Below are 23249 nucleotides of genomic sequence, written 5' to 3'. Positions count from 1 at the left end.
AGCCCGTGCGGTTCCCGGACGGCTGTGTCCCGCCGACCACGCACACAGCGTGTCGATCGTGTACGGAAGCGGCAGTCATGATCGGCCGGTTCCGGTCAGGTTCCGTCATGCCACTCGGTCCCCCGCGTGTAGTCGGCGAGGTGTTCCGGTCGCGGTCCGAGCAGCGGCCTGAGTTCACGGGTCAGGAGTTCCGCGTCCGCCGGCGGAAGAGGGAGCGCAGCCCGCCGCATACGTACGCTCCAGGAACGCTCGTCCGGGAAGACCTCCAACCGCGGGACCAGGTCGGCGAGTACCACACCCTCGCGCACAGGCGCCAACCCCTCGACGCGCAGGGCACACCCCGAGGTGAACCGTCGCTCGCCGAAGACGACCGGTTCCGCGAGCGTCTCGACGGGCGACGTGACGAGGGCCAGTCCCATGACTCGGCCGCGGTCACGTGTCGGATTCCGGTAGCAGCCACGCGTCGTGTAGAGGAGGGCCTGGTCGCCCTCGGCGGGCAGCCCGGTCGCGGCCCGGCCGACCGGAAAGGCCATCCGCTGGGTCCTCAACACCCATGCCAGCGGTTCACGGTCGCTGATGATCACCAGATGAGTCGCCATACCCTCTTCCCGCACCGTGCGGTCGGCTCCGCGCCGCACCCCGTAGACCCGCAGGGACCGACGGCGCACCACCCTAACCGTGTCACGCTCGGCCAACGGGATCTTCACTTCCCGGCCCAACTCCATGAATAGAGTGCTATATCCGATGTAGGGCACACGAGTGTGGTCGGGACCACACCGTCTCGAAGTCTCCGAGACGTGCTCGGTATCGCACGGGAGAACGCACTTGATAGCACTCGGTTCCACCCTGACCCTGAAGCACGCCCGCAGCTACGTGCCCAAGCAGGGCTCCACGACGTCCGGCCTACAGGACGCGGGATTCGCCACCGAATGGCACCTGGAGACCACCGGCCGCCCGCGGCTCACCATCCATGACACTCGGTGGGACAGTGGCGAGAGGGACGTGGTCCTCCAGCAGGTCGCACTGTTACCGGAGATGCCCGCCGCACTGGCCAACCTGCACGGCCGGCACCGGGCCGGAATCGCCGAGGTGTCCGCGGAGCGCCGACGGATCACGGCCTTCCTCTCTCTGCCCCAGCCGGATGGGAGACCGCGGCAGAAGCGGGCCCTGACCACGGAGCAGCTGGCGGAAGGCTGCGGAACGGCGTTGCTGTGCGAACTGGTGGCTCGCCCCAGCGTGTCACTCACCCCACCCTTCGATCCGGCGGACCCGCAGGACACGGAGCGCTTCCAGCACGCGGTCGTCTTCGAGGACGAGGACCGCGAGACACCCGTCATCGCCTACGTGCTCACCCGGCTCATGCCGACGCTGCGGCACACCGGCTGGGGCGGCGACGAATGAGGGACCGGCTCGACCTGCCCCGCCAAGTGCGGCTTCCCGGACAGCGCTACCGGCGGTCGGACACGACCGCGCGGGGCCTCGTCGGTGGGACACCGGTTCGCCACAGCGCGGCGCCCGGAGGCGCCCGCCCGGCGCAGACCTACCGGGACGGGGCCTTGGCCCGTCCCTCGACGAACTCAACTGACAGGACATCAGGATGAGCGGCGTGAAGCATCTGTCCATGCGGGTTCCATGGCGGGACCGCTCCTGGGACCAGTTCCTCTGTGACGACCCGTCAGGAAACTCCTCGTGCACGCTGCTCGCGGCGATCGGCAAGCGCCGCCAGGACGAGTTCGAGGCAGAACACGCGGGCGCTCCCATCGGGAGTCTGGACCCGAACCGCCTGCCCTGCCTGAGCGAGCGGGCCACCTTCATGTCGCCGGTCGGGTACACCGTCGTCAAGCGGCATCCCTACAGCCGCAACCCCGCGCTCCGTGACCACCTGCGCGACAGCCCCGTCAGCATGCCCGGGTACGCGTTCGAGGCCATCCCCTTCCGCTGGATGAACCGCGGTTCTCTGAACGAGGAAATCGGTCACGCCAGGGTGCCCGCCTTCGATCAACTCGCCGAGGACCACACCGACCGCGTCCTGAAGTCCCAGCCGCCGTGGGTGATGGACGGCGGCAACCAACAGGCGGTCATCCAAGCGTTCTTCGAGCCGGTCGTGCGGAGGGACAGCCTGGTGTTCGTCTACCTCAAGCACTCCCCGCTTCAGGAGCAACGCACCGACCGTCTGCTGGTCGGGGCCGCACACGTCACGGGCGTGACCACGCCACCGATGTGGAACCAGAACGGGAAACCGCCGTTCGACTCCTCCATGTGGGAGACGATCGTGGAGCACTCCCTGCGTCCCGACATGGCGGAGGGCGTCCTGCTGCCCTACCAGGAGCTCCTGCCGCTCATGGACGAGGGCGCCGACATCGACAGGGCACTGGCCTGGGCGCCCGAAGGCCGGGACGTCGAGTTCTCCTACGTCACGGAACACCTCTCGGACGACGCCGCCATCGAGTCCCTGGCATCTCTGAAGTCGGCGGCCGAGGGAATGCGTGAACTCGGCCTCGCCATCCCCGAGTCCGCGATGACATGGCTGACGGAGCAGACCGAACGGCTCTGGCAGCTCCGCGGCCCGGTCCCCGGCCTGCCCGGTGTCCTCGCCCGCATCGGAGTGCAGCAGCCCTTCGTCGCCGCACGGGCGGTGCTCACAGAGGCCGGCGAGGCCACCGACCCCTGGGACCTGCTGCAGGGCGTCGTCTCCGACCCCGCGCGCGGCCCGCACGCACTGAAGCCTCATATCGGCCCCATCCAGGCACGGGTCTGGAACAAGCTCCCGGCCGCGCGCCAGTCGGTCCTGCGCCTCCTGTCCGGGTTCGACATCAGCCCGGAGCAGGTGCGCATGCTGCTCGACGGCGCCACCGAGGTCGAGATGGATGCCGAGGAACTCCTCGACAACCCGTACTACGCCGCGACCTGCACCTACGGTTCACCTCTCCACGTCCCGTTCACCGCCGTCGACCGCGCGATGTACCCACCGGCGCACGTCACGTGGCGACCGCCCGTTCCGGACGAGGTGGGCCTCGACGATCCCTTGGACCGCCGACGGATCGAAGCCCTCCTCACCGAGGTGCTGGAGCGCCAGTGTCTCCGGGGAGACACCCTCGTCCCCCTCGACGAGGCGCTGGAGCACTCCCGCCTCCTGGCGCCCGCGCAGCTCCCGGCCCTGACGCACGACATCCTCACCGGCCTCGACCTGGAGCACGAGGCGGTTGTCGAATGGCCGCACTGGTCACCGCTGACCAGCGTCCGCCTCGCCGACGGAACCCCCGCCTACAAGCTCGACCGGCTCGAGCAGACCGCGGACGTCATCCGCGACTGGGTGGCGGAGCAGCAGACGCTTCCCCGGCTGGGCGAGATCACCGACGCCCGCGCCGTACTCGACGCCGTGCTCGACCGGAACCAGGACGGCACCGCGGACGACGCGCACGCCGACGAGCTCGAGGAACGAGCCCGGACGGAGAAGGCCGCGGGACTCGCCGCTCTGCACGACGCACGCCTGTCCGTCCTCATCGGACCGGCCGGGACGGGCAAGACGACCCTGCTGCGCGCCCTCGTCGACTACCCCGGCGTGGCCGCCGGGGACGTCCTTCTCCTCGCTCCCACGGGCAAGGCGAAGGTGCAGCTGGAGACGAAGGTCGAACGGCCGGCGAAGACCCTGGCCTCCCACCTGAGCACCACCGGCCGCTATGACGCAGAGACCGGCCGGTACCTGGTATTGGGTGACCAAGGCCCCCGACGCGGCTACGGCCTCGTCGTGATCGACGAGGCCTCCATGCTGACGGAGGAGATGCTCGCCGCGACGCTGGACTCGTTCACCGGCGCCAAACGGTTGATCCTGGTGGGCGACCCCCGCCAACTGCCCCCGATCGGAGCCGGACGGCCGTTCGTCGACCTGGTCAACAAGCTGCGCCCGGAGGACTTCCCGACCGCGGTGAGGGTCGCCCACGGGTACGTGGAACTGCAGGTACCCAGGCGCCAACTGCCGGACGGCAGCCACGGCACCCGCCACGACCTCGAACTCGCCGCCTGGTTCGGCGACGGCACCCGCGGCGCCGGTGACGAGGCGATCTGGGACGAACTGGCCACAAACCCAGACCTTCCCACCCTCCAGTACGTCCCCTGGGGTGATCGCACCGCGGTGCAGGCCCTCACGGAGGCCCTCGACGAAGTCCTCGGACTGGGCGCGGCGGACGACCCGGTGCGGGCGTTCGCTCTCACCTACGGGGGCAGCGTCAACGGCGAGTACCTCAACTGGCAGCGAGGTGCGGGAGCGCGGGCCGAGGAATGGCAGATTCTCTCGCCGACCCGTTCGCGCGCCTTCGGGACGGTTGAGCTCAACCGGCACATCAAACGCATGTACCGGGCCGACGACACCTCCTGGGCCCAGCAGAGCCGGGGTTGGAACATCCCCTCGCCGATCGGACCCGAACAGATCGTGCGCGGCGACAAGGTCATGCAGACGACCAACAAACGCATGAAGGCGTGGCCGCGGGAGAACGCGATGAACTACGTCGCCAACGGTGAGATCGGTGTCGCCATCGCGTGGCCCACTTCCGCCGCGAAGACGCGGAAGAACGCACTGCGACTCAGCGTGGAGTTCTCCTCGCAACCCGGCCACGAGTACAGCTACCGGCCGTCGAACAAGGACGACGTCCTGCTCGAACTGGCGTGGGCCGTCACGGTGCACAAGTCGCAGGGCTCGGAATTCGGTACGACCTTCCTGGTCCTGCCCGCCCGGGCCAACCTGCCCCGGGAACTCATGTACACGGCGTTGACCCGGCAGAAGGACAAAGTTGTCATCCTCCACGAGGGCACTCTGGCAGACCTCCGTGCCTTCGCCGAGCCGAGCAACAGCGAAACCGCCCGCAGACTGACCGACCTCTTCGAGACCCCCCATCCGTTCGCGCTCGACGTGCGGGGCCAAGCCCGCAGGTTCGACCGCAAGCTGATGCACGTGTCCGCCGACGGGACGCCGATGGCTTCGAAGAACGAGGTCATCATCGCGGGTCTCCTCGACCGCCTCGCACCGGGACGGTGGCTCTACGAGGAGCCGCTCACCGGCGCGGACGGCCGCGTCGTCCGCCCCGACTTCACCGTGGCCACGAAGGACGGCCGAACGGTCTTCTGGGAACACGCCGGCATGCTCGACCTTCCCGACTACGCGCGGAAGTGGGAGCGCAAGAAGGAGTGGTACGCGAAGAACGGCATCGACTCATGGGACAAGGGCGGCGGTCCGAACGGCACCCTGATGTGGACCCACGACCTCGACGGCGCGGACGCCCGAGCCTGGCTCACGCTCGCCTCCCAGGTCTTGAACGCTGAGCCGACGGACCCCGGGACAGCGGCTGTACCTGCGCGGAGGGCGGCGAAGAAGACCGCTGCTCGACGACCAAGGCCATAGCGCGAGTGCGCGTTCGGCGACGAACGACCGGCCCAGCCACCTTTGCCTGACGCGCCCCGCTCCGGACTCGGGCACGCAACGCACGCCGTCAGACCTTGATCACTGTGATACGCCCGCCGCACAGCACTGTCACGTCCTCAGGATCGGAGGTGAGGACGGTGACGGGGCCGGGCGCGGTGAGGGCGGTGGCGCTGAGCATGGCGTCGATGGCGTACTTGTGGCCGTGGAGGCCGGCGTCAGCGAGGAGAGTTGCAGCGCGCCGGGCGATCGACTCGGTGACCGGTTCGACGACGAGGCGGGAAAGGGTCCACTCCAGCGCCGGGCGGTTGATCCGGGGATGGACTACTTCCACGAGGGTGGCCGCCGAAGTGATCACGCGCAGGTCGTCGGCGCGGGCCAGGGCGAGCCAGCTGGTCACTGTGCGGTCGCGCAGGACAGCCTTGGCCAACCCCTCGCTGTCGAGGACCAGGGTGCCGCCGGGGACGGCGGGTGAACGGGTCACGCCGCGTTCGCTCCGCCCTGCGTCTGCTGCTCGCGTGCCTGGTGGAGCTGGTCCCGCAGGGACTGGATCTCTTCTTCTGTGATGGGTCCGTGCTCGGCCTCGGCCACCTGGATCAGCTCGTTGAGGTTGTCCCGTTCGATCTGGCGGGCGACGGCCGCGGCCACATAGGCGGACAGACCGGAGGGGCCGCTGCGGGCCTTGGCGGCTTCGGCGATGTCGCGCGGCATGGTGATCGAGTACTTGCCGGTGGGCTCACTCATGCTACTGATCCTACCTCTCATGCTCCCTGCGCGGGATTCATGCGCTCTGCTTCTCTGGCATTGCTGCAAGTGATGCGTTGACTTGGAGCTTGGCGGTGGAGGCCGTGTGGACTTCGACAGTTCAGGCGCGGTGCTCCCAGGAGCGTGTGGACCGCGGACGGTGATTGCAGCGCAGCCCTAGCGAGGACGGGCTGCGGCGGAGGGGCGGACATCAGAACGAGGGCCGACGAGCTCGGGGCCGCGTTGGTCAACGCCGTCAAAGGCGGGCTCGGCGGATCCAGTACGTACGACGCCTTGAGGTAACTAATCGTCAACCGGCCAGGGGGTTGGCTCCCCTGGCCGAGGCGATGGGTTCACTGGGCATTCTTTTTCCTAATCTTATTGGCTTCCTGGTGAACCTGCCATGCGATCCAGAAGTCACTCTCGCGCAATGTTGCCAGGTCGCTTGACTTCTTCACTCTGGCCTGGATGAGTTCGGCAAAGGTGGCCGATCCTGCCGCAGTCGACAACACGCCCGAGGCTGCGGGCGAGATTGAATGGAGTGCGGCTGCGACCCCGATTAGAGAAGATGTGAGGGCCATGCCTTCCAGGGATCTTCTGTGGTTTTTTCGGATTGATTCAAAGCGGGCCTCGGCCAAGCGGCATTCGTGATCAATCTCTTCGATAATTTCCCGAAATTGAGTCTCTGAGCTTGAATCTGAGAGGCCGGTCAGGAATTTCCGCAAAGCATACCGTAGTCGGCTAAACGCGTCCTCGTAGTCGCGTCTCAAGCGTGACATGTCTGCGAGCGAAAGCCCGCGCAGGTCCGGCAGGAGCAAGCCAGCAGAGAAGGGTGTCCCGTCGGACGTCCCAGCGTCCTGGGCAAGGAGTTTCCGTACTATGCTTTCTTCTGCCCCAACGCCGATACTGTCCACTCTTTCTCTGATCTGTGCGAACTGGCTGTTTAGGAGTCGTTCGTAATCCCCTGCGTCCAGCACGTCCTCTCCGCCGTCGATTTGGTAGTATAGCGATACTTCCTCAGGCAGGACTACGCAGTACTCGTTGGCATCCAGGCCAGCGGAGACTAGGGTCTCCTCGATTTTATTCAGCTCAGGTGTCATCTCCCAGCCTGAACTGAATCCGGCCCACATGCCGTCACTGCTGACTTTGAGATACCTCATTCTCGGAATTTCAAGCACCACGAACGAGGAGGAGAGTAGGCACCTTCTCACGAGTCGGTCAATCCGGGAGTTAGCTCTGTGGTGGTGACCGACGTTGATCACATGGAACAGTCCATCGTCTTGGCTGAGACATTCGATTCGATCGCTTACGGAACTGACGAAATGTTCCTCGTCGCTCCACAGGCGGGAGGGATCGCCGGACCGCATTCAGGAACCTCTCTAGGTGCATGCTGAAATACTGCTCGCGGGAGAGGTTAAGGTGTGTAAGTTGAGACGTCTCGATATGTGCGAAATTGAAGGGAAGTGGTCCGTCTTGGGGCGGCAGGGTTACGGCCGCGCTACGGCCTCAGTCCCTTTCTGAACGCTGCTCAGGGCTGTTTCTTACCGGGTGGGTGCATGGGGCGGATTCCTGAAAGTCTGGGACTCTCGCGCGCACTGCGGTACCGCCCTAATTGCTGCTGTGGCCGTAGAGCATTCTGGTGTGTCGGAGGTGTGTCGCAAACGCTGAGACACGACGAGAGAGGGCGGGAGTCAGTGAGACTGACTCCCGCCCTCTTCTGTCGGCATCCGCCCTGGTCAGACCTATAATTTCCGCTGATCTGTGGCGAGTGCCCCCGGCAGGATTCGAACCTGCGCACACGGCTCCGGAGGCCGTTGCTCTATCCCCTGAGCTACGGGGGCGATGTCGTGGCGCGGTGTGCGCGGCGACGGGTAGAACCCTACCAGCTTCGGAGGGGAGGTCATGAACGGGTTTCCGGGGGAGCGGGGGTGGGGCTGACCTGGGGGAGGGCGCACGGACGGGGCGGAAGTGGGGAAAACCCGGACGCGGCGGTGGGTGTCGACCTACTCTCGAGTTGTGCCAGGCGCGTCCGGCCGGGTGCTTGTTGTGGACGACAACAAGGTCATCCGGCAGCTGATCAGGGTCAATCTGGAGCTCGAGGGGCTCGAGGTGGTGACCGCGGCCGATGGTGCCGAGTGCCTGGATGTCGTTCACCAGGTTCGGCCGGATGTCATCACCCTCGATGTCGTCATGCCCCGGCTCGACGGTCTTCGTACCGCCGCTCGGCTCCGCAATGATCCCCGTACCCGGAATCTGCCCATCGCCATCGTCAGCGCCTGCAGCCAGTACGAGGTCGAGGCCGGACTCGAGGTCGGTGTCGACGCCTTTCTCGCCAAGCCGTTCGAGCCCGTCGAACTCGTGCAGCTCGTAAGGGAGTTGATCGAGCTGCGGGCGCGAGGCGCGCAGGGGGAGGGGAGCGGTGGAGGGCGTGAGGGCGACTCCCGGTTCGGCTTCGGCGGTGGTACGGGTACGACCACGTCGGTCGGCGGCGGGGCCGCGAGCTGAGTTGGTGGTCCGGTGAGATCCGGTGCGGGGGGTGGGCGGAGGGTCCGTGGCGCTCCTCGGCCCGCACCCCTGTACCCTCCCCGGCTCCCGCACCCCTGTACCCTCCCCGGCTTCCGCACCCCTGTACCCCCCGGCTCCCGTTCCCGTCCACATCCCGGACCCTCCGCCAAACCGGCTCGCCTACCCACCCCCCTCCTCCCCTACGCTTGTCCCGTGACCCCCGTCGAGCTCTCCCGTACCGTGCTGCGCGCGGTGCGCCGTGCTGTGGATGAGGGGGAGCTGAGCGTGGCGGTGCCGGCACGGGCGGTGGTGACGCCGCCGGGGCCCGGCGGGCGAGGGGACTACGCGACGAACATCGCGTTGCAGCTGGCCCGGCCCGCCGGTCGGCCGCCCCGGCAGGTGGCCGAGATCCTTCGCCCCCACATCAGCCGCACGGAAGGCGTGGCCGACGTCGAGATCACCGGGCCCGGTTTCCTCAACATCCACCTCGACGGGGCCGCCACCGCGGCGCTGGTGCGCAGCATCCAGCAGGCAGCCCGGCCGGGTGCCCCCGCCGGAGCGGAAGCTCAGCACGTAGCTCGGCCGGGTGCCCCCGACGGAGCGGAAGCTCAGCACGCAGCCCGGCCGGAGGCCCCCCACGGAGCGGACGCCTCGCAGGCAGTCCGGCCTGAGGCCCCCCACGGAGCGGAAGCCCCGCACGGAGCCCGGCAGCGAGACCCCCGAACAACCCCGCAGCGGCCCTACGGCCACAGCGACGACCTCGCCGGAGACGTCGTCGAGCTCCGCATCCCGTACGACATCCGCGCCGAAGTCGTCGCCGACGCCCTCGTGCGGATCATCGCCAGTCAGGGCGGCCGCGTCGAGGTCGAGCACGCCGAGCCCGTGAACCTCCGGCCCGTACCGGCGCCGGAGGACCCCGCGACGCTCGGGCCCGACGCCGCTCGGTGGGCGCTGCTGTACCCCGCCGCCCATGACAGGCCCCGGGTCACCGCCGATCTCCTCGTGCAGCGCGCGAGCAACCCCCTCTTCCGGGTCCGTTACGCCCACGCCCGCGCCCGGGCCCTCGAACGCAACGCCGCGGCCCTCGGCTTCACCAGCGCCCCGGGAGACGTACGGGACGCACCCCCACGAGATCCACAGGGCCCCGCCCCGCAGGGCCCGCCCCCCACCCCACCGCGGTCCGCCTCGTCGCAGGCCGACGCCTCTCCCGCCACCCCCCTCGTCACCGCCCTCGCCGAATACCCCCACGTCCTCGCCCACGCCGCCACGCACCGCGCCCCCGACCGCCTGGCCCGGCACCTCGTCACCGTCGCCGACGCACTGCTCGCCTTCCAGCACACGGTGCTCCCGCGCGGCGAGGAGAAACCCTCGGCCGCCCACCGTGCCCGGCTGGCCCTCGCCGAAGCAGCCGGGACGGTGCTGGCCGGCGGCCTGTCCCTGCTCGGCATCGACGCACCCGAACACCTCTAGAGAGCCAGCCAAGAACATGAGCCGTTCCGCACACCCCGCAGGGCCCCGTCACGCCGACGTCCTCCCCGAGGGCCATTACTCCGCTCCGCCCGCCGACCTCAACACCCTCGATCCCAAGGTGTGGGCACAGACCGTCAGCCGTGGTGCCGACGGTGTCGTCACCGTGGGCGGGATCGACGTGAAGACGCTGGCCGAGGAGTTCGGCACGCCCGCGTACTTCGTCGACGAGGCCGACTTCCGGGCCCGGGCGCGGGCCTGGCGCACCGCCTTCGGGCACGACGCCGACGTCTTCTACGCCGGCAAGGCCTTCCTCTCGCGCGCCATCGTGCGCTGGCTGCACGAGGAAGGGCTCAACCTGGACGTGTGCTCCGGCGGCGAGCTCACCACCGCCCTGTCCGCCGGTATGCCCGCCGACCGCATCGCCTTCCACGGCAACAACAAGTCGACGGCCGAGATCCGTGCGGCGATCGAGGCCGGTGTCGGGCGGATCGTGCTCGACTCCTTCCAGGAGATCGTGCGGGTCGCGCACATCGCGCAGGAGCTCGGCAAGCGCCAGCGGGTCCAGATCCGCGTCACCGTCGGAGTGGAGGCGCACACGCACGAGTTCATCGCCACCGCCCACGAGGACCAGAAGTTCGGCATCCCGCTCGCCGGGGGACAGGCCGCCGAGGCCGTACGGCGCGCGCTCCAGCTCGACGGGCTCGAACTGATCGGCATCCACAGCCACATCGGGTCGCAGATCTTCGACACGTCCGGGTTCGAGGTCGCCGCGCACCGCGTCGTCGGGCTGCTGAAGGAGATCCGCGACGAGCACGGCGTCGAGCTTCCCGAGATCGACCTCGGCGGCGGGCTCGGGATCGCGTACACGAGTGACGACGACCCCCGCGAACCGCACGAGATCGCCAAGGCGCTCACCGAGATCGTCAGCCGCGAGTGCGAGGGGGCCCGGCTGCGCACCCCCCGTATCTCCGTCGAGCCCGGGCGCGCCATCGTCGGGCCGACCGCCTTCACGCTCTACGAGGTCGGCACCATCAAGCCGCTCGACGGGCTCCGTACGTACGTCTCCGTCGACGGCGGCATGTCCGACAACATCAGGACCGCGCTGTACGACGCCGAGTACAGCGTCGCCCTGGTCTCCCGCACGAGCGACGCCGAGCCGATGCTCGCCCGTGTCGTCGGCAAGCACTGCGAGAGCGGGGACATCGTGGTGAAGGACGCGTTCCTGCCCGCCGACCTGGCACCGGGTGACCTGATCGCCGTGCCCGCCACGGGCGCGTACTGCCGTTCCATGGCCAGCAACTACAACCACGCGCTCCGCCCGCCCGTCGTCGCCGTGGGCGGGGGCGAGGCCCGGGTGATCGTCCGCCGCGAGACGGAGGAGGATCTGCTGCGCCTCGACGTCGGCTGAACTCCGGCCGTATGAACGCGCGTCTGCGGTCACCTGAGATGTCCACCCGAAGGTCCGCACGAAGGGACGTCCGAAGGTCCGACTGAAGGTCCGCACGAAGGGCCGTCCGAAGGTCCAATGGAACGTCCATCGCGAGCCGGCGGAAGATCTCCTGTCTTCCCCCGTCAAGAAAATGAAATACATGTCTCACGATCCGGACGGAGGATAGAAACTCCCGTCCGGTGAGTGAGACTGGTCCCACCGTATTCGGTATGTGAGGAAACGAGGTCGGATGATGCGTACGCGTCCGCTGAAGGTGGCGCTGCTGGGCTGTGGGGTTGTCGGCTCAGAGGTGGCGCGCATCATGACGACGCACGCCGACGACCTCGCCGCCCGGATCGGCGCCCCGGTGGAGCTCGCCGGGGTGGCGGTACGGCGGCCCTCCAGGGTGCGCGAGGGCATTCCCGCCGAGCTCGTCACCACCGACGCCACCGCGCTGGTCAAACGCGGGGACATCGACGTCGTCGTCGAGGTCATCGGAGGGATCGAGCCGGCTCGGTCCCTCATCACCACCGCCTTCGAGTACGGCGCGTCCGTCGTGTCCGCCAACAAGGCGCTGCTCGCCCAGGACGGCGCCGCCCTGCACGCCGCCGCCGAGGACCACGACGCGGACCTCTACTACGAGGCCGCCGTCGCCGGTGCCATCCCGCTGATCCGTCCGCTGCGCGAGTCGCTCGCCGGCGACAAGGTCAACCGGGTGCTCGGGATCGTCAACGGCACCACCAACTTCATCCTCGACAAGATGGACAGCACGGGCGCCGGGTACCAGGAGGCGCTCGACGAGGCCACCGCTCTCGGGTACGCGGAGGCCGACCCCACCGCCGACGTCGAGGGGTTCGACGCCGCCGCCAAGGCCGCCATCCTCGCCGGGATCGCCTTCCACACGCGCGTACGGCTCGACGACGTGTACCGCGAGGGCATGACCGAGGTCACCGCGGCCGACTTCGCCTCCGCGAAGGAGATGGGCTGCACCATCAAGCTGCTCGCCATCTGTGAGCGGGCGGAGGACGGCGCATCCGTGACCGCGCGCGTCCACCCCGCCATGATCCCGCTCACCCACCCGCTCGCCTCCGTGCGCGGCGCCTACAACGCCGTATTCGTCGAGTCGGACGCCTCCGGGCAGCTGATGTTCTACGGGCCGGGCGCGGGCGGCGCCCCGACGGCCTCCGCGGTCCTGGGCGACCTGGTCGCCGTCTGCCGCAACCGGCTGAGCGGCGCGACCGGGCCCGGGGAGTCCGCGTACGCGGCCCTGCCCGTCTCCGGGATGGGCGACGTCGTCACGCGCTACCACATCAGCCTCGACGTCGCCGACAAACCGGGTGTTCTCGCCCAGGTCGCCACCGTTTTCGCTGAGCACGGTGTCTCCATCGATACGGTGCGCCAGCAGGGCAAGGACGGTGAGGCCTCCCTCGTCGTCGTCACCCACCGCGCGTCCGACGCCGCCCTGAGCGGGACCGTCGAGGCGCTGCGCAAGCTCGACACCGTGCGGGGTGTCGCCAGCATCATGCGGGTTGAAGGAGAGTAACGAGCAATGACCCACCAGTGGCGCGGAATCATCGAGGAGTACCGGGACAGGCTGCCGGTCTCGGACACCACGCAGGTCGTGACGCTCCGCGAGGGCGGTACGCCCCTCGTGCCCGCGCAGCTGCTCTCCGAGCGCACGGGCTGTGACGTTCACCTCAAGGTGGAGGGCGCGAACCCGACCGGTTCCTTCAAGGACCGCGGGATGACGATGGCCATCACCCGGGCCAAGGAGGAGGGTGCGAAGGCCGTCATCTGCGCGTCGACCGGCAACACCTCGGCCTCCGCCGCCGCGTACGCCGTACGGGCCCAGATGGTGTCCGCCGTGCTCGTGCCGCAGGGCAAGATCGCGCTCGGCAAGATGGGCCAGGCCCTCGTGCACGGCGCGAAGATCCTCCAGGTCGACGGCAACTTCGACGACTGCCTCACCCTTGCGCGCGAACTGTCGGACAACTACCCGGTGGCCCTGGTCAATTCGGTCAACCCGGTGCGTATCGAGGGCCAGAAGACGGCCTCGTTCGAGATCGTGGACATGCTGGGCAACGCCCCCGACATCCACGTCCTGCCGGTGGGCAACGCGGGCAACATCACGGCCTATTGGAAGGGCTACAAGGAGTACGCGGCCGACGGGATCGCTGCGCGGACCCCCCGGATGTGGGGTTTCCAGGCCTCCGGCTCCGCCCCGATCGTGCGCGGTGAGGTCGTCAAGGACCCGTCGACCATCGCCACCGCGATCCGTATCGGCAACCCCGCTTCCTGGCAGCACGCGCTGGCGGCGAAGGACGAGTCGGGCGGTTTCATCGACGAGGTGACGGACCGTGAGATCCTGCGCGCCTACCGGCTGTTGGCCGCGCAGGAGGGTGTCTTCGTCGAGCCCGCCTCCGCAGCGTCCGTGGCCGGCCTGCTGAAGGCCGCCGAGCAGGGCAAGGTCGACCCCGGGCAGACCATCGTGTGCACGGTCACCGGCAACGGCCTCAAGGACCCCGACTGGGCCGTCGCCGGAGCCCCCCAGCCGGTCACCGTCCCGGTGGACGCGGCTACGGCGGCGGAGCGGCTCGGCCTCGCGTGAGCGCTCCGCGTGAGTGCTCCGCTGGGTGCGTGGTGAGTCCGCGGGGCGGTGGGGGCTGGTCGCGCAGTTCCCCGCGCCCCTACGGGGCGCGGGACACCGCGCCCACGCGGACCTCGGCCTCCCGTGCGACCGCGCACAGCGCTCACCCGCCGCGCAGAAGCGTGCCGGGCACCACGTTCCGGCGTAAGGAGGGCCCTCCTGGGGGATAACCCCGCATGGGACCCGACACAGGGGGCACAGGGGGCTTACGACACGCATCGTGCGCCTCCTGTGCGCCCTATGTCGCCACTGAACCTTCCTTCGATAGGCTGTACCGAACCCGCCCGCCGCATATGCCGCGGTGCCGCGTGGTCGACAGTGGTCCCCGGATCTCGTCGGCAGCGGCCTGAAGGGTCTTCGTACGCCTCGGATGTCATTCGAACGTCATTCGACAGTTCCGCAGCTCAAGGAGAGTCATCGAGCGATGGCCGGTCCAGCGTTCCGCGCCGCCGCCGTCCGGGTGCGCGTTCCCGCCACCAGCGCCAACCTCGGCCCGGGCTTCGACGCCCTGGGCCTGTCGCTGGGTCTCTACGACGACGTGGTCGTCCGGGTGGCCGACTCCGGCCTGCACATCGACATCGCGGGTGAGGGCAGCGAGACACTCCCGCGTGACGAGAGTCACCTCCTCGTCCGCTCCCTGCGTACCGCCTTCGACCTGCTCGGCGGACAGCCCCGCGGCCTCGAAATCGTCTGCGCCAACCGCATCCCGCACGGCCGCGGCCTGGGCTCCTCCTCCGCCGCCATCTGCGCCGGCATCGTCGCCGCGCGCGCCGTGACCATAGGCGGCGACTCCCGGCTCGACGACACCGCGCTGCTCGAACTGGCCACGGAGATCGAGGGACACCCCGACAATGTCGCGGCCTGTCTGCTGGGCGGCTTCACGCTCTCCTGGATGGAGGGCGGCGCCGCGCGGGCCATCAGGATGGACCCCGCCGATTCCATCGTTCCGGTGGTTTTCGTGCCGGGGAAACCGGTACTGACCGAGACGGCCCGCGGACTGCTCCCGCGCACCGTCCCGCACGTCGACGCCGCCACCAACGCGGGCCGTGCCGCCCTGCTCGTCGAGGCCCTGACCAGGCGCCCCGAGCTGCTGCTGCCCGCCACCGAGGACCGGCTGCACCAGGAGTACCGCGCCCCGGCCATGCCGGACAGCGCCGCCCTGGTGGAGCGGCTGCGGGCCGACGGAGTCCCCGCGGTGATCTCCGGCGCCGGACCCACGGTCCTCGCGCTGGCCGACGGCGACAGCGCCGACAAGGTGGCCCACCTGGCCGGCCCTGGCTGGGCCGCCAACCGGCTGGAACTCGACGCCCAGGGAGCGAGCGTTTTGCCGCTCGCCACCTCCGGTGTTGATTAATTGCGCGCGGTTGCCGGATTTCGAGAGGGGGAATGTTTGTTGGATCCGGTAGTGTTAACCTCAAGTCTGCACCCGACCCCACCATGGCGAGGTGCTTCGTGTCCCCGTCCGGGACAACCTTCTTCCGGGAGCCTCCCAAATCGCACCGTGTTCTCGTACGTCACGCAGTACGTCGTACGCAGGCGCTGAGCGATCTGTCGAGCACGCTCCGGAACCGGCGTGACCGAGCCGCGTGACACAGGACACTCAGTGCCACGGCTCAGGGAAGCGCCGAATCACAGAAATCACCTCCGCCGCCTTTGGCGGACCACCGCCCCGGCACGGTCCACACAGCAAGGACCGAAGCCGGACAGCACAACCGGTCGCCGAGCCAGACAGGCCGACGTCCGCTCCAGGGAAGGACCCTTCGTGAGCGACACCACCGATCTGATGGGCGCACGTGTCGAGGAGACCGCTGCCGCGCCCGCCACGGACGCCTCCGCGCCTGCCACCGGTGCCGGCTCCCGGCGGCGCCGCGGTACCGGCCTCGAGGGCATGGTGCTGGCCGAGCTGCAGCAGGTCGCATCCGGCCTCGGAATCAGGGGCACCGCGCGCATGCGCAAGAGCCAGCTGATCGAGGTCATCAAGGAGGCGCAGGCGGCCGGGGGCGCCCCGGCGAAGGCCGACGCCGCCGCCGAGACCAAGCCGAAGCGCCGCGCCACCTCGAAGGCGCGAACGGGTGAGGACGCCCCCGCCGCGAAGGCCGAGGCTCCCGCCGAGAAGAAGGCGGACAAGAAGGCCGCCGCGAAGGCCGAGGCCCCCGCCGAGAAGGCCGTGGCCCAGCAGCAGATCGAGATCCCCGGCCAGCCGCAGCCGGCGAGCGAGGACGCGCCCACCGAGCGCCGCCGCCGTCGGGCCACCGCCGAGGCGGGCAGCCCCGAGACGGTCGCCGCCGAGGCCAAGAGCGAGCCCAAGGCCGAGACGCCGGCCCCGGCGCAGACCCAGTCGCAGGGCGAGTCCCGCTCCGACGCCGGTGACCAGGGCGGCGAGGGCCGTCAGGGCCGCCGTGACCGCCGCGAGCGCGGCCGGGACCGGGACCGCGGGGACCGCGGCCGCGGCAAGGGCGACGACCAGCAGGGCGGCCAGCAGCAGCGTGGCCAGCAGCAGGGCCAGCAGGGTGGCGGCGGCCGGCAGGACCGCCAGCAGGACGACGACGACTTCGAGGGCGGCCGCCGTGGCCGTCGCGGGCGCTACCGAGACCGCCGTGGCCGCCGTGGCCGCGACGACATCGCCGAGCCGCAGCTCGCCGAGGACGACGTCCTGATCCCCGTCGCGGGCATCCTGGACATCCTCGACAACTACGCCTTCATCCGCACCTCGGGTTACCTGCCGGGCCCGAACGACGTGTACGTGTCCCTCGCCCAGGTCCGCAAGAACGGCCTGCGCAAGGGCGACCACGTCACGGGTGCGGTCCGTCAGCCGAAGGAGGGCGAGCGCCGCGAGAAGTTCAACGCGCTGGTCCGCCTGGACTCCGTCAACGGCATGGCGCCCGAACACGGTCGTGGCCGCCCGGAGTTCAACAAGCTGACGCCGCTGTACCCGCAGGACCGCCTCCGCCTGGAGACGGACCCGGGTGTGCTGACCACCCGCATCATCGACCTCGTCTCGCCCATCGGCAAGGGCCAGCGTGGTCTGATCGTGGCCCCGCCGAAGACCGGCAAGACCATGATCATGCAGGCGATCGCCAACGCGATCACGCACAACAACCCCGAGTGCCACCTGATGGTCGTCCTCGTCGACGAGCGTCCGGAAGAGGTCACCGACATGCAGCGGTCGGTCAAGGGCGAGGTCATCTCCTCGACCTTCGACCGCCCGGCCGAGGACCACACCACGGTCGCCGAGCTCGCCATCGAGCGCGCCAAGCGGCTGGTGGAGCTCGGCCACGACGTGGTCGTGCTGCTCGACTCGATCACGCGTCTGGGCCGTGCGTACAACCTGGCCGCGCCCGCCTCCGGCCGCATCCTGTCCGGTGGTGTGGACTCCACCGCGCTGTACCCGCCGAAGCGCTTCTTCGGTGCCGCGCGGAACATCGAGGACGGTGGCTCGCTCACCATCCTCGCCACCGCCCTGGTGGACACCGGGTCCCGCATGGACGAGGTGATCTTCGAGGAGTTCAAGGGCACCGGCAACATGGAGCTCAAGCTCGACCGGAAGCTCGCCGACAAGCGCATCTTCCCGGCGGTGGACGTGGACGCGTCCGGTACGCGTAAGGAAGAGATCCTGCTCGGCAACGAGGAGCTGGCCGTCGTCTGGAAGCTGCGGAGGGTGCTGCACGCGCTCGACCAGCAGCAGGCGATCGAGCTGCTGCTCGACAAGATGAAGCAGACCAAGTCGAACGTCGAGTTCCTGATGCAGATCCAGAAGACGACGCCGACGCCTGGTAACGGTGACTAGTCGCTTCGCGGTAGTGCCGGGGGACTGCTTGTTGTAGGGCGGCTGCGAGTTCGTCGTGGCTGGTCGCTCCCCCACTCTCGGCTTCGCTCGAGCGGGGGGACCCCCATCGCGGCGGAGCCGCACATCCAACACAGCCCCGCGCCCCTAAAGACCTGGAGGGCGCCCTCGTGATGAGGGCGCCCTCCAGGTGTGTTTGGGACAGGTGTACGATCACGGTCTTCATGTTGTGTCGAGGTGTGTGTCGCCTGATGTTCGGCGGACCTTCGGCATCTCAACTCTTGACGCTCAGGGGGGACTTGAGTGGGTACACCTTTGTCTGGCCTGTCCGGGGGCGGTCGTCACAGACGCCGGATACGGATCGGGCTGCCGGTAGGGGCGGCCGCGGTCGCCGCAGCCGTCGCGGGGGCGCTGCTGGTGTCGTCCGCGGGCGCGGCCACCGCGCTGCCGACGCCGACGTCCAAGCCGAGCACCAGCGCTCCCTCGCTCGACGAACTCACGCAGCGCCTCGCGGGTGCGGTGGCCAGTGATGACACCGCCGGGGAGACGGCGAGGAAGCAGTCGTCACTGAGCGCCGGTCCGGCGGCGTCGGGCGACTCCGACTCGCCGATCGACGCGAAGATCATCGGTGGCAACGAGACCACCATCACCTCGGCGCCGTGGATGGCGCAGCTCTGGTACTACGACGACACCCAGGACCTCGGGTTCTTCTGCGGCGGCGCCGTGGTCGCGCCGACGAAGATCCTCACCGCGGCGCACTGCGTCGACGGCTACAACTGGAAGCAGTACGGTGCCGTCGTCACCGGCACCTCGCAGCTGCCCGACGACGCGGGGGAGACCGACGGCACCGTCTCCGCCGTCTGGCGCCAGTGGGACCACCCGTCGTACAACGGGGACACGATCGACAACGACATCGCGGTCCTCACGCTGCCCAACCCCATCAAGGCGACGCCCATCAAGATGACGACGTCGAACGACACGGCGTCGTACGCGGAGGGCACCAGCGCCAAGGTGTACGGATGGGGCCGCACCAGCTCCACCAGCGACGACATCTCCCCGACGCTGAAGACGGCCACGCTGCCCATCCAGACCGACGCCACCTGCTCCGGCGCGTACGGCGACTGGTTCATCAAGGGCCACATGGTGTGCGCGGGCGAGCCGGCCACCGGCAGCGACGAGGGCACCACCTCCGCCTGCAACGGTGACTCCGGCGGCCCGCTGGTCGTCAACAACCGCATCGTGGGCGTCGTGTCCTGGGGTGTCGAGGACTGTGTGGCTGCGGGCGCCTACAGCGTCTTCAGCAAGGTCAGCACGTACGTCGGCGCCGCCTACCCGCGCGTGGACGACACCGACATCAGCGGCGACGGCAGGGCCGACCTGTTCCTGCGCAAGGACTCCACCAACGTCGGCTACGTGAAGAACTCCAAGGGCACCTCGTTCGCCGCGCGCGAGTCGTGGGGCTCCTGGGCGGGTCTCAACGTCGTCCTGCAGACCGACCTGAACCGGGACGGCTACCAGGACTTCGTGGTCCGCCGCAGCTCCGACGGCGACGTCTTCTGGATGCACTTCGTGCCCTCCACGGAGACCTGGTCCAACACGAAGATCTTCGACAACTGGAAGACCCGCACCCGGATCGTGGCCCCCGGCGACGTCACCGGTGACGCCCTGCCCGACCTGCTCTCGGTCGACTCCGGCGGCTACCTGTGGATCTACCCGGGCAAGGGCAACGGCTCCTTCTCGTCCCGCGTCCAGGTCGGCTCCGGCTGGAACCAGTACAACTCGGTGCGCGGCCACGGCGACTTCACCGGCGACGGCAAGGCCGACCTGATCGTCCGCAAGAGCAGCACCTCGGACATCTACCTCTACAAGGGCACCGGCAAGGCCGGCACCGGCGCGTTCTCCACCCGGATCAAGGTCCGCAACTGGAGCAGCTACAACGCCTTCGTCGCCCCCGGCGACGTGACCGGCGACGGCAAGGCCGACTTCCTGGCCCGTACGAGGGGCGGCACGCTCTACCTGTACAAGGGCACGGGCAAGGCCACCAGCGAGATCTTCGCCACAAGGATCTCGGTCGGTACCGGTTACGACCAGTACGACCTCTTCGGCTGAAACCGCAGGTGAGCCCGCGCTCACCGTAGCGGCCGATCACACACTGTGCCCATCGCGTCCACGCGATGGGCACAGTGCCGTGTGCAACCCTTTTTCCCGATCCGCCATCTGACCGTACGGAGTGGCCACCGCAGCGCCACTGGCCACGGTCGGCGGTGCCTGCACCTGACAGCAGGGGGTAACCGACCCGCACGAGGACCGAGGAGCACATGTCTGCCGAGAGCATGCCGGAGCCCGCCCCACACAGGAGGGCCGGAACCACGGGCCCACATCACCGCGCCAAGGGCCACCGCCGCAGGCCCAGGAGCAGAGGCAGCAAGGCCCTCCTGGTCACCGCCTGGACCACCGCCGGCATCGTCGTACTCGGCGGCACGGGCTTCGGCTACCTGTACTTCAAGCTCAACGGCAACATCAAGAGCGTCGACATCAACCAGGCCCTCGGCACCGACCGGCCCGCGAACGTCGACAACGGCTCGCAGGACATCCTCGTCCTCGGTTCCGACACCCGCGCAGGCGGCAACAAGAAGCTGGGCGGCGGCGTCGACGACGGCAGCGCCCGCTCGGACACGGCGATGATCGTGCACATCTACGAGGGCCACAAGAAGGCCAGCGTGGTCTCCATACCGCGCGACACCCTCGTCGAGCGCCCCGAGTGCACCGACAGCAAGGGCAGGGAGTACCCCGCCGCCGAGAACGTGATGTTCAACTCCGCGTACTCCACCGGCGGCGCGGCCTGCGCGGTCAAGACCGTCGAGGACCTGACCGGCATCCGCATGGACCACTACCTGGAGGTCGACTTCGCCGGCTTCCAGAAGCTCATCGACGAGCTCGGCGGCGTCGACATCACCACCACCAAGGACATCGAGGACCCCGACAGCCACCTGGACCTCAAGGCGGGCCCGCACACCCTGAACGGCAAGCAGGCCCTCGGCCTCGTGCGCACCCGGCACGGCGTCGGCGACGGCTCCGACCTCGGCCGCATCCAGCTCCAGCAGGCGTTCGTCAAGGCCCTGGTCAACCAGGTCAAGGACCTCGGCATCCTGACCAGCCCCACGAAGCTGTACGACCTCGCCGACACCGCCACCAAGACGGTGACCACGGACTCCCAGCTCGGCTCCGTCACGGACCTGGCGACCTTCGCGAGCGGCCTCAAGGGCATCAGCCCCAAGAACATGACCATGGTCACGATGCCCGTCCAGTACGACTCCGCGGACCCCAATCGCGTCCTGCTGGCCAAGAGCAAGGCCGACCTCGTCTGGAAGGCCCTCAAGGCCGACAAGCCGATCCCGAAGTCGGCCACGAAGGGCACGGCCCAGGGCGAGGCGAACGGAGTGGTGGAGTCGTCCTGAGGGCACGCGCACCGGCTTCTGGGGTGCGTCAGGGCTTCTAAGGGGCGCGGGGCTGTGTCGATGTGCGGCTCCGCCGCGATGGGGGTCCCCCCGCTCGAGCGAAGCCGAGAGTGGGGGAGCGACCAGCCACAACGAGCCCGCAGCCGCCAACAAAGATCACCCGGCACCCCCTCGGGCGACCCCCTCCAGGCGCCAGGGGAATACTCAGGCTCAACCCCCGGTTTGGGAGGATGGCCCCAGTCCTGGCAGACTGGACCGTCGGCTCCGGTTCACGCTCCCGCACCCCGCGGCAGCGACCCGGCGCCCTCCCGAAACTAGGAGACACCCTTGAAGCGCGACATCCACCCCGAGTACGTCGAGACGCAGGTCAGCTGCACCTGCGGCGCGTCGTTCACCACCCGCAGCACGATCACCTCCGGCGCCATCCGTGCCGACGTCTGCTCCGAGTGCCACCCGTTCTACACGGGCAAGCAGAAGATCCTCGACACCGGTGGCCGCGTGGCCCGCTTCGAGGCCCGCTTCGGCAAGGCTGCCGCTGCCAAGAAGTAGCGAGCCCCTGGGGCCTGTCCGTCCTGATCGGCCGGACAGGCCCTGGCGCCGGTCCCTGGTGCCCCCGTTCGGGGGTCCCGGGACCGGCGTTTTGCGGTAACAGCAGCCCACTTATTCGTCGTACGCACGTCCCCGGGCTCATGATGGGAGCGGGGGACAGTCCAGGGAGCCGGAGATGTTCGAGGCGGTCGAGGAACTGGTCGGTGAGCACGCCGATCTGGAGAAGAAGCTCGCCGATCCGTCGGTGCACGCGGACCAGGCCAACGCGCGCAGGCTGAACAAGCGTTACGCCGAGCTGAGCCCGATCGTCGCCACGTACCGCTTCTGGAAGGCGAACCGCGAGGACATCGAGACGGCGCGCGAACTCGCCGCCGACGACCCGGACTTCGCCTCCGAGGTCAAGGAACTGGAGAAGCTGCGCGAGGAGCTGACGGAGAAGCTGCGCTTCCTGCTCATCCCGCGCGACCCCAACGACGAAAAGGACGTCATCCTCGAGATCAAGGCGGGCGCGGGCGGCGACGAGTCGGCCCTGTTCGCCGGTGACCTGCTGCGCATGTACCTGCGGTACGCGGAGCGCGTCGGCTGGAAGACCGAGATCATCGACTCCACCGAGTCCGAACTCGGCGGCTACAAGGACGTCCAGGTCGCCGTGAAGACCAAGGGCGGCCAGACTCCCGAGCCCGGACAGGGCGTGTGGGCGCGCCTGAAGTACGAGGGCGGCGTGCACCGCGTGCAGCGGGTGCCCGCGACGGAGTCCCAGGGCCGTATCCACACCTCCGCGGCCGGTGTGCTGGTCACGCCCGAGGCCGAGGAGATCGACGTCGAGATCAACCCGAACGACCTGAGGATCGACGTCTACCGGTCCTCCGGCCCCGGCGGCCAGTCCGTCAACACGACCGACTCCGCGGTGCGCATCACGCACATTCCCACCGGAGTCGTCGCCTCCTGCCAGAACGAGAAGAGCCAGCTGCAGAACAAGGAGCAGGCGATGCGTATCCTGCGCTCCAGGCTGCTGGCGGCGGCGCAGGAGGAGGCGGAGAAGGAGGCCGCCGACGCCCGTCGCAGCCAGGTCCGCACCGTCGACCGCTCCGAGAAGATCCGCACGTACAACTTCCCGGAGAACCGCATCTCGGACCACCGTGTCGGCTTCAAGGCGTACAACCTGGACCAGGTCCTGGACGGCGACCTCGACGCGGTGATCCAGGCGTGCGTGGACGCGGACTCCGCCGCGAAGCTGGCAGCCGCGTAAG

General features: G+C 69.0%; 17 protein-coding genes and 1 tRNA gene. 13 read left to right on the top strand and 5 right to left on the bottom strand.

What is annotated here, in order from left to right; all coding sequences use genetic code 11:
* Nucleotides 1-95: 95 nt before the first annotated feature.
* A complete protein-coding gene (locus ACZ49J_RS39495; protein WP_467450777.1) occupies nucleotides 96-668 on the bottom strand; it encodes a hypothetical protein in 573 nt (190 codons plus the stop codon).
* A 157-nt stretch (nucleotides 669-825) separates the two neighbouring features.
* Between ACZ49J_RS39495 and ACZ49J_RS39490 the strand changes: the two genes are divergently transcribed.
* Complete coding sequence (locus ACZ49J_RS39490; protein ID WP_467450776.1) at nucleotides 826-1401, top strand: hypothetical protein; 576 nt, start codon at nucleotides 826-828, stop codon at nucleotides 1399-1401.
* 196 nt (nucleotides 1402-1597) lie between these two features.
* Nucleotides 1598-5395, top strand: a complete 3798-nt coding sequence (locus ACZ49J_RS39485) for an AAA family ATPase (protein WP_467450775.1) — start codon at nucleotides 1598-1600, stop codon at nucleotides 5393-5395.
* A gap of 88 nt (nucleotides 5396-5483) precedes the next feature.
* Here ACZ49J_RS39485 and ACZ49J_RS39480 read toward each other — a convergent pair whose 3' ends face one another.
* The 4 genes from ACZ49J_RS39480 to ACZ49J_RS39465 form a co-directional block, all read right to left on the bottom strand.
* A complete protein-coding gene (locus ACZ49J_RS39480; protein ID WP_467450774.1) occupies nucleotides 5484-5897 on the bottom strand; it encodes a DNA-binding protein in 414 nt (137 codons plus the stop codon).
* On the bottom strand, nucleotides 5894-6157 hold the full coding sequence (locus ACZ49J_RS39475) for a CopG family transcriptional regulator (protein ID WP_467450773.1): 264 nt from the start codon (nucleotides 6155-6157) through the stop codon (nucleotides 5894-5896). The genes ACZ49J_RS39480 and ACZ49J_RS39475 overlap by 4 nt, the downstream gene beginning before the upstream one ends.
* A gap of 353 nt (nucleotides 6158-6510) precedes the next feature.
* Nucleotides 6511-7419, bottom strand: a complete 909-nt coding sequence (locus ACZ49J_RS39470) for a hypothetical protein (protein WP_467450772.1) — start codon at nucleotides 7417-7419, stop codon at nucleotides 6511-6513.
* 507 nt (nucleotides 7420-7926) lie between these two features.
* Nucleotides 7927-7998 (bottom strand) — tRNA-Arg (locus tag ACZ49J_RS39465).
* Nucleotides 7999-8125: 127 nt separating this feature from the next.
* Here ACZ49J_RS39465 and ACZ49J_RS39460 point away from each other — a divergent pair.
* The 11 genes from ACZ49J_RS39460 to prfA all read left to right on the top strand — a co-directional run bounded on the left by ACZ49J_RS39460 (nucleotide 8126) and on the right by prfA (nucleotide 23248).
* On the top strand, nucleotides 8126-8662 hold the full coding sequence (locus ACZ49J_RS39460; RefSeq protein WP_468351878.1) for a response regulator: 537 nt from the start codon (nucleotides 8126-8128) through the stop codon (nucleotides 8660-8662).
* Nucleotides 8663-8875: 213 nt separating this feature from the next.
* Nucleotides 8876-10132, top strand: a complete 1257-nt coding sequence (gene nrtL / locus ACZ49J_RS39455; protein ID WP_467450770.1) for an ArgS-related anticodon-binding protein NrtL — start codon at nucleotides 8876-8878, stop codon at nucleotides 10130-10132.
* Between the two features lie 16 nt (nucleotides 10133-10148).
* Nucleotides 10149-11540, top strand: a complete 1392-nt coding sequence (gene lysA, locus ACZ49J_RS39450; RefSeq protein ID WP_467450768.1) for a diaminopimelate decarboxylase — start codon at nucleotides 10149-10151, stop codon at nucleotides 11538-11540.
* Between the two features lie 271 nt (nucleotides 11541-11811).
* Nucleotides 11812-13104, top strand: coding sequence for a homoserine dehydrogenase (locus tag ACZ49J_RS39445; RefSeq protein WP_467450767.1), 1293 nt, complete (start codon nucleotides 11812-11814; stop codon nucleotides 13102-13104).
* A 6-nt stretch (nucleotides 13105-13110) separates the two neighbouring features.
* Nucleotides 13111-14169: a threonine synthase gene (thrC, locus tag ACZ49J_RS39440; RefSeq protein ID WP_467450766.1), complete on the top strand. Its 1059-nt coding sequence runs from the start codon at nucleotides 13111-13113 to the stop codon at nucleotides 14167-14169.
* 463 nt (nucleotides 14170-14632) lie between these two features.
* Entirely contained in the window at nucleotides 14633-15562 is a 930-nt protein-coding gene (gene thrB, locus ACZ49J_RS39435) for a homoserine kinase (protein ID WP_467450765.1), read from the top strand.
* A 408-nt stretch (nucleotides 15563-15970) separates the two neighbouring features.
* Nucleotides 15971-17995: a transcription termination factor Rho gene (rho, locus tag ACZ49J_RS39430; RefSeq protein ID WP_467450763.1), complete on the top strand. Its 2025-nt coding sequence runs from the start codon at nucleotides 15971-15973 to the stop codon at nucleotides 17993-17995.
* Between the two features lie 300 nt (nucleotides 17996-18295).
* Nucleotides 18296-20101 (top strand): trypsin-like serine protease, encoded by a 1806-nt coding sequence (locus tag ACZ49J_RS39425; protein WP_467450761.1) that lies wholly within the window; start codon nucleotides 18296-18298, stop codon nucleotides 20099-20101.
* 209 nt (nucleotides 20102-20310) lie between these two features.
* A complete protein-coding gene (locus ACZ49J_RS39420; RefSeq protein ID WP_467450760.1) occupies nucleotides 20311-21450 on the top strand; it encodes an LCP family protein in 1140 nt (379 codons plus the stop codon).
* A 327-nt stretch (nucleotides 21451-21777) separates the two neighbouring features.
* Nucleotides 21778-21999, top strand: coding sequence for a 50S ribosomal protein L31 (rpmE, locus tag ACZ49J_RS39415; protein WP_467450759.1), 222 nt, complete (start codon nucleotides 21778-21780; stop codon nucleotides 21997-21999).
* A gap of 175 nt (nucleotides 22000-22174) precedes the next feature.
* On the top strand, nucleotides 22175-23248 hold the full coding sequence (gene prfA / locus ACZ49J_RS39410; protein ID WP_467450758.1) for a peptide chain release factor 1: 1074 nt from the start codon (nucleotides 22175-22177) through the stop codon (nucleotides 23246-23248).
* Nucleotide 23249 lies beyond the last annotated feature (1 nt).

The organism is Streptomyces sp. NPDC030840 (genome assembly GCF_055572015.1).
The sequence above is the reverse complement of the archived record's forward strand: the minus strand, read 5'-3'. Positions and strand labels throughout refer to the sequence as shown.

Excerpts from the sequence above, each read along its gene's own strand:
- ACZ49J_RS39485 (WP_467450775.1), top strand. The coding sequence starts at position 1,598 with ATGAGCGGCGTGAAGCATCTGTCCATGCGGGTTCCATGGCGGGACCGC.
- ACZ49J_RS39475 (WP_467450773.1), bottom strand. The coding sequence starts at position 6,157 with ATGAGTGAGCCCACCGGCAAGTACTCGATCACCATGCCGCGCGACATC.
- lysA (WP_467450768.1), top strand. The coding sequence starts at position 10,149 with ATGAGCCGTTCCGCACACCCCGCAGGGCCCCGTCACGCCGACGTCCTC.
- ACZ49J_RS39445 (WP_467450767.1), top strand. The coding sequence starts at position 11,812 with ATGATGCGTACGCGTCCGCTGAAGGTGGCGCTGCTGGGCTGTGGGGTT.
- thrC (WP_467450766.1), top strand. The coding sequence starts at position 13,111 with ATGACCCACCAGTGGCGCGGAATCATCGAGGAGTACCGGGACAGGCTG.
- thrB (WP_467450765.1), top strand. The coding sequence starts at position 14,633 with ATGGCCGGTCCAGCGTTCCGCGCCGCCGCCGTCCGGGTGCGCGTTCCC.
- ACZ49J_RS39420 (WP_467450760.1), top strand. The coding sequence starts at position 20,311 with ATGTCTGCCGAGAGCATGCCGGAGCCCGCCCCACACAGGAGGGCCGGA.
- prfA (WP_467450758.1), top strand. The coding sequence starts at position 22,175 with ATGTTCGAGGCGGTCGAGGAACTGGTCGGTGAGCACGCCGATCTGGAG.